Here is a 6,762-nt window from a genome sequence, read left to right as displayed (position 1 = left end):
GCGGTCGGCGCCCTGGGGGCGCCGACTCCACTGCGAAGMTCGGCTTTGGGGATGCATCGGCAAACTCCCTCCACTCACTTCGTTCGTTGTGGTCAAACASWGCCGATGAGTATRTCTACGAAGCGCGCTGGCGCGCGCCATCCCCAAAGCCGAYCTTCTCCGTCGCCYCAGGAAATCGCCCCCAGCCCATYCCCTCACCCGCCGCGAAGCCACCAGCCGCTCTTGTTGGGGGGGAAAAGATTGAAGTGAYCGACAAACGTGCGAGCGCCGGCRCGCTTGTCGATCACTTCAATCTTTTCCCCCAAACACWGYGYGGCGGTGTTGCAAAGGCGCGGGTGGGKAGGCTGKGGAGCGCCAATCAGGACGGGTCGCCGGAGCTGGCTGGTTTCATGGCCCGCGTGCGCAGCACGCTTCGTGAACTGACTGTCGCACACTGTTTGACCACAGTGAGCGAAGCGAACGGAGGGAGTTTGGGCGACGGGCCATGAAACCAGTCAGCGGAGGGTAGTCATCGCCCCGCCAGGGGCGATGACCGACTTGGYCGGCGAGCCCCGGCCTCCCCACCCGCGCCTTTGCCTCAAGAGAAACTACCGACCAGCAACAACCACCGAACGAGGCGCGCATCGGTAGGTCCCACGGCCAGCTTCCTTGGCCTCGTACAAGGCCTTGTCGGCCCGCGCCATCAGCTCGCCCTCGCGGCTGTCGTCGCCTTCGTAGAACGAGATGCCGATGCTCGTCGTCACGCGCAACGAATGGCCCAGCACCCGCTGCTCCGCCGAGATCGCCGCCAGGATCTTGCGGGCCAGGAAGTGCGGCTCGTCCACCGTGTTCAGGCCCTCCAGGATCACGACGAACTCGTCGCCCGCCAGCCGCGCCACCGTGTCGGTCTTGCGCACGCTCGCCACCAGCCGCTGCCCGAAGGTCTTCAGCACCTCGTCGCCGCCCGCATGGCCCAGCGTGTCGTTGATGCCCTTGAACTTGTCGATGTCCATGAACATCAGCGCCATCGGCCGGCCACTGCGCCGGCAACGCGACATCGCCTCCGAGAAGCGCTCCTCGAACTGCCGCCGGTTCGCCAGGCCCGTCAGCGCATCCACGCGCGCCAGCGTCTGCAACTGGCGCTCGAATTCCTTCTGCGCCGAAATGTCGTTCGTCAGGCTGTACACGCCGATCACCCGGCCCTGCTCGTCGCGGTGCGGCAGGTAGTTCACCTGGAAATGCCGCGGCCCCTGCCCCAGCACCGCCACCGTCTCGAACTGCACCGTCTCGCCACGCAGCGCCCGCTCGATCTGCCGCTGCCGCAGCGCCATCACCTTCGGCGGCAACACGTCCTGCATGCGCCGCCCCATCGCATCGGCCACCGGGATGCCCGTCCAGGCCTCAAACACCGGGTTGCAGAACTGGAAGCGCAGGTCGGTGTCGACATACGTGATCAACGCCGGCACGTTGTCGGTGATCGTGCGCAGCCGCGCCTCGCTCGCGGCCAGCTGCGCCTGCGCCTGGTGGCGCTCGGTGATGTCCATCACCATGCCGTAGACCCCGGCGACACTGCCGTCCGGCCGCCGCTCGGGCACGTACTCGACCAGGTGGTGGTGCTCGCGGCCGAGCCAGTGACCGTGCCGCTCGTAGCGCACGCGCTCGCCGCGCAGTGCGGCTTCGATGTGCGGCGCGATCGAGGCGGACACCTCCGCGCCCAGCACGTCCTGCATGCGCTGGCCGATCATCGCCTTCGGGTCGAGGCCGACCATCGGCAGGTAGCGCGCATTCGCGAACTGGTAGCGCAGGTCGGCGTCGACATGGAACACCAGCGCCGGCAGGTTGTCCGACACCATCTGCAAGCGGCGCTCGCTGCTCGCCAGCCGCTGCGCCAGCGGCAGCACATGCGAGCGCAGCAGCCACGCCCCCACCACCACCAGCGCCACCAGCAAACCCGTCAGCAGGCGCAGCCGCGAGCGGATGTAGCCGAACAGCTCGCCGCTGTCGGTCTTGATCACCAGCCCCAGGTTGACGCCGCGCAACGGCGCGTAGCCGGCCTGCACCGGCACGCCGCGCAGGTCCCGCACCGAATCGGAGCCCGACATGCCGAGCAGGGCCTTCGAGATCGGCAGGAAGGGCTGGCCATCCGGCCGGTAGATCGCGATGTGGCGGCCCGCCTCGTAGAAGCGGCTCGGCAGGCACACCGCGTCCCCGTCGATGCGCGCACACAGCAGCGCATCGGTCGAATCGTCGCCGTGCTGCAGGTCGTACAGCAGCCCCGTCAGCACCCCCAGCCGGCGCTCCAGCATCAGCCCGCCGACGCGCTCGCCATGGCGCTCGACCGGCAGCTCGCTGTGCAGCACCAGCCCGTCGTCCCACAGCAGCGTCGAATGGCCATCGCCCAGCGGCAACGCCACCGGTGCCGAGCGCAGCCGCGACGAACCGGCCTCCAGCAGCGACTCGTCGCGCCCGTTCTGCACGCGCAGCGCACTGAAATCCTGCCCGAGCAGGCTGGTCGCCACCTCGCGCAGGTCGTCGAACGCCTGCGCATCGACCGGATTCACCGCCAGCTGCGCCAGCGCCCGCTGCAACGCGAGCTGGCGCGACACGCTCTCGGCGATCTCCATCTCCTGCTTCAGGCTGTGCGCGAACGCGCCAGCATGGCCGCGCGCCGCCGTCTCCAGGCTGTCGGCCACCGTCATCTTGTAGGCGCGCTGCATCAGCGCGAAACCCGCGACGCCCGACACCACCGCCACCACGCCGAGCACGCCGACCGCCGTGCGGGTGATGCGGGCTTCCGGCCGCTCTCCCGACTCTCCCGGCGCCTCGGTCGACTCGCCCGCCAGCAGGCTCGACCACAGCGCCGCCCCCAGCACCACCAGCATCGCCATCACGGCCGCCGACATGCTGTTGAACGACAGCAGCCTGTACATCGCTTCCAGGTCCAGCACATAGCCGGCCAGCGCCGACAGCCCGACCGCCAGCGTGCCGTACACGCAGCACGACACCAGCAGCCCTCGCCAGCGCAGCGCCGGCCGGTGTTGCAGCCACAGCGCCAGGCCGGCGAACAGGAAACCGAGGCAGGTGTTCGGCGCGAGGCGCCCGGGGTGGGACGAACCCGACTGCATCGCCTGGTGCAGCGCCGGCGCGTCGATCCCGAGCTCGACGCCGCCCAGGTGCTCGGCCAGCACCAGCGCCGGCAGCAGCACCAGCAGCCCGGCGCACCACGCGAGCCGGCGTGACGGCACGCGCGGGTCGGTCCACAGCGCCAGTGCAGCGATCAGGCCCAGCAGGCCGGCGTTGAAGCTGGCCGGCACGGCATTCAGGAACAGGCGCGCCAGCTCGACGCGACCGCCGAGCACGCCGGCCACCACGCAGACGCCGACGCCGGCCAGCCACAGGGCGGCCAGGCGATGGAGCGGTACGCGGGGGAGGAGCGGCATGACGGCAACGGTGCGCCGCCACGCGGAGCTTTGCCCGATATCGGCCCCGTCAGCCGGATTCTTGAGCGCCCGGCACCGGCAACACCGCCGCGTCGGCCACCGCGAAGACCCGCTCGCCCGGCGCTGGACGGATCGTCTTCAGCCCGGTGAACGCACCGAAGGCCGGCAGCACGCCGACGCGATCGCCGAACCAGAAGCACGGCAGCCGCACATGATCGTGCGGCCGCCCGCCCAGCACGATGCCCGGGTGCAGGTGACCCGCCAGCACATAGGCGCCGTCATGCGCCATCGGGTGGTGGCACAGCGCCAGTCCGTCGACCCGCAGCGGCTCGTCGACGACCTCCATGCGCGCCCAGGCGGGCGGGTCGCCGGCATGGGCGTCATGGTTGCCGCGCACCAGCGTCAGATGCAGGTCCGCGTGCTGCTCGCGCCATTGCGCGAGCGCGCCCAGCGTCGAGGCCGCATGCGCATGCACCGAGTGCAGGAAATCGCCGAGGAACACGATGCGCCGCGCGCCGTGCCGCTCGACCAGGTCAGCCAGCCGCGACAGCGTCTCGGTGGTCGTCGCCTCCGGCACCGGCACGCCGAGCCTTTGGTACGACACCGCCTTGCCGAGGTGGGCATCGGCCACGAGCAAGGCCTGTTGCGCCGGCCACCAGGCGGCCTTCTCCGGCAGCAATGCCAGGCGCTGGCCGCCGACGTCCGTCGTGACCATGGCCAGGCGGAAAGAAGGAGGCCGGCGTCAGCCGACCAGCAGGCGCAGCGCGGCGTCGAGGTGCTCGGTCGGCACGCGCTTGAAGCCCGAACGCGCATAGCGCTGCAGGCGGCCAACCGCGAAGCCGGTCAGCACCGAGGCCTGCGCGTTCGCATCGACCGTCGGCGTCGACGAGCCGGCCGCTTCGGCGGCGCTGCGCAGGCTCTGGCGCAGCTGCGACTCGATGCGGTCGAAGAACTGGTTCATGCGGGCGACCAGGCGCTCGTTCTCGAACACCAGCGCATCGCCCACCATCACGCGCGTCATGCCGGGGTTCTTCTCGCCGAACTGCAACAGCACAGTGAGGATCTTCTGCGCCTGCACGACACCGCTCGTCTCGCGTTCGGTGATCTGGTTGACCAGCGTGAACACGCTCTGCTCGATGAACTCGATCAGGCCTTCGAACATCTGCGCCTTGCTCGCGAAATGGCGGTACAGCGCCGCTTCGGAGACATCGAGCTTGCCGGCCAGTGCCGCCGTCGTGATGCGGTCGGCGCCCGGCTGCTCCAGCATGTGGGCCAGCGTCTGCAGGATCTGCACGCGGCGCTCGCCAGGCTTCGGGCGCTTGCGGCCCGCCGGCTCGGCCACCGCGTCGGCTGCCACCTCGGGACTGGTGTCTTCGGGGATGGCAGGGGTGTCGGTCATCGCGGCAGTCGAAGTTGTCACTACAGGGTATGGAGCTTGTTCAGCGATCGAATTCTTGCATACACATAGGGGGGCTTGCGGCAAGGGTGAACGCCAACTTCTGTGCTGTTGTTCGCAACTTTGGCCGTCTTCAGGTAGCGCTGCATCCACGCCGTGCGCATGCCGATGCGGTGCGCCGCCTTCTGGTGCGCCAGCGTGTCCTCGACCAGCACGCAGCGTCGCGGCGCCACCTTCAGCCGCACCGCGACCTGGCGCAGCATGCGGGCGTCGGGTTTCGGGCGCAGGTCGCCGAACATCGTCATCTCGTCGATGCTGATCACGCCGTCGAACACGTCGGTGAGGCCGAGCGCCCGCAGCACGCGCAGCGCGTAGGACCGCGGGGCGTTCGTCAGCAGGATCTTGCGGCCGCGCAGGCGCCGCAGCGCGGCGCGGTCGTGCGCATGGGTGCGCAGGCGGTCCTCGAGGCCGGGCAGGCGGTGCGTCTCCTCGAGGAAGTGGCTCGCGTCGACGCCGTGGTGGCGCACCAGGCCGAGCAGCGTCGCGCCGTAGCGGTCCCAGTAGTGCTGGCGCAGCGCCGACGCCTCGGCCGTCGACAGGCCCAGGTGCGCGGCGATGTAGTCGGTCATCGCCTGGTTGGTGGGGCCGAACGCGGCAAGGGATGCGTCATGCAGCGTGTTGTCCAGGTCGAACAGCCAGACGGGTGCGCGGCGCCGGCCGCTCATTCGGCCAGCTCGTCGAGGATCGGGCAATCGGGCCGCTGGTCGCCATGGCAGCAGCTCGCCAGGCTCGACAGCGTGCGCTTCATCGCCTCCATCTCGGCGATGCGGCGATCGAGATCGGCGATGTGGTCGAGCGCGATGCGCTTCACGTCGGCGCTGGCACGCCGCCGGTTCTGCCACAGCTTCAGCAGCTCGCCGATCTCGGCCATGCCGAAGCCGAGGTCGCGGGCGCGCCGGATGAAGCGCAGCGTGTGCACCTCCTTGTCGCCGTACTGGCGGTAGCCGGCATCGGTGCGCACGACCGGCGGCAAGAGTCCCAGCGATTCGTAGTGCCGCACCATCTTCGCCGACACGCCCGAGCGTTGCGCCGCTTCGCCGATGTTCATCGAGCCGCTCCCTTCCAGCGCCGCAGCAGCAGCGCATTGCCGACCACGCTGACGCTGCTGAAGGCCATCGCCGCGCCGGCGATCACCGGGTTCAGCAACCCGAAGGCGGCCAGCGGGATGCCGACCACGTTGTAGACGAAGGCCCAGAACAGGTTCTGGCGGATCTTGCGCTGCGTGAGCCGCGCGATCTCGAGCGCATCGGCCACCAGCCGCGGGTCGCCGCGCATCAGCGTGATGCCCGCCGCCTGCATCGCGACATCGGTGCCGCTGCCCATCGCGATGCCGACATCGGCGGCCGCCAGCGCCGGTGCATCGTTGATGCCGTCGCCGACCATCGCGACGCGCGCGCCGCCATGGCGCAGCGATTCGACGAGCGCCGCCTTGTCCTGCGGCAGCAGCGCGGCATGGACCTCGGTGATGCCCAGCACCTGCGCCAGCTTCGCCGCCGCACCGGCGCTGTCGCCGGTCAGCAGCAGGCAGCGCACGCCGAGCGACTGCAGCTGGTGCACCGCCTCGGCCGCGGTCGGCTTCGCGGCATCGCCGAAGGCGAGCAGGCCGCGCAGCCGCGGCACGGCGCCCGCCTCGGCCAGCCACGAGACGGTGCGGCCCTCGGACTGCAACGCATCGGCCCGGGCCTGCAGCGGCGACAAGGCGATGCCCTGCTCTTCCATGAAGCGACTGCTGCCGAGCAGCAGCGCGCGCCCGCCGGCCTCGCCCGACAATCCGCGGCCGGCAACGCTGCGCACGTTGCCCGCCGTCGTGATCGCGATGCCGTCGCGCTTTGCCGCCGCCAGCACCGCCGCCGCCAGCGTGTGCGCACCGCCGCCGCCAGCGTGTGC

Annotated in this window: 6 protein-coding genes; all 6 read right to left on the bottom strand. The window is 70.3% G+C overall.

From position 1 onward, the window contains the following. Positions 1-587: 587 nt before the first annotated feature. A complete protein-coding gene (locus tag AC1D1T_RS28550; RefSeq protein WP_477992954.1) occupies positions 588-3,419 on the bottom strand; it encodes a PAS domain-containing protein in 2,832 nt (943 codons plus the stop codon). A gap of 49 nt (positions 3,420-3,468) precedes the next feature. Beyond that, a complete protein-coding gene (gene pdeM, locus AC1D1T_RS28545) occupies positions 3,469-4,134 on the bottom strand; it encodes a ligase-associated DNA damage response endonuclease PdeM (RefSeq protein WP_477827885.1) in 666 nt (221 codons plus the stop codon). A 27-nt stretch (positions 4,135-4,161) separates the two neighbouring features. Then, positions 4,162-4,818, bottom strand: coding sequence for a nucleoid occlusion factor SlmA (slmA, locus tag AC1D1T_RS28540; protein WP_047500819.1), 657 nt, complete (start codon positions 4,816-4,818; stop codon positions 4,162-4,164). Positions 4,819-4,838: 20 nt separating this feature from the next. Next, positions 4,839-5,540: a pyrimidine 5'-nucleotidase gene (locus AC1D1T_RS28535; protein ID WP_465111183.1), complete on the bottom strand. Its 702-nt coding sequence runs from the start codon at positions 5,538-5,540 to the stop codon at positions 4,839-4,841. Continuing rightward, positions 5,537-5,923, bottom strand: coding sequence for a Cu(I)-responsive transcriptional regulator (cueR, locus tag AC1D1T_RS28530; protein ID WP_465111182.1), 387 nt, complete (start codon positions 5,921-5,923; stop codon positions 5,537-5,539). The genes AC1D1T_RS28535 and cueR overlap by 4 nt, the downstream gene beginning before the upstream one ends. Then, positions 5,920-6,762 (bottom strand): HAD-IC family P-type ATPase (locus AC1D1T_RS28525; RefSeq protein ID WP_477992953.1); only part of this gene is annotated, 843 nt, incomplete at its 5' end. The genes cueR and AC1D1T_RS28525, both read right to left, overlap by 4 nt.

The organism is Rhizobacter sp. P2_H3 (assembly GCF_056403355.1).
Note: the sequence above shows the minus strand (reverse complement) of the source record. Positions and strands in the feature narration are given on the sequence as shown.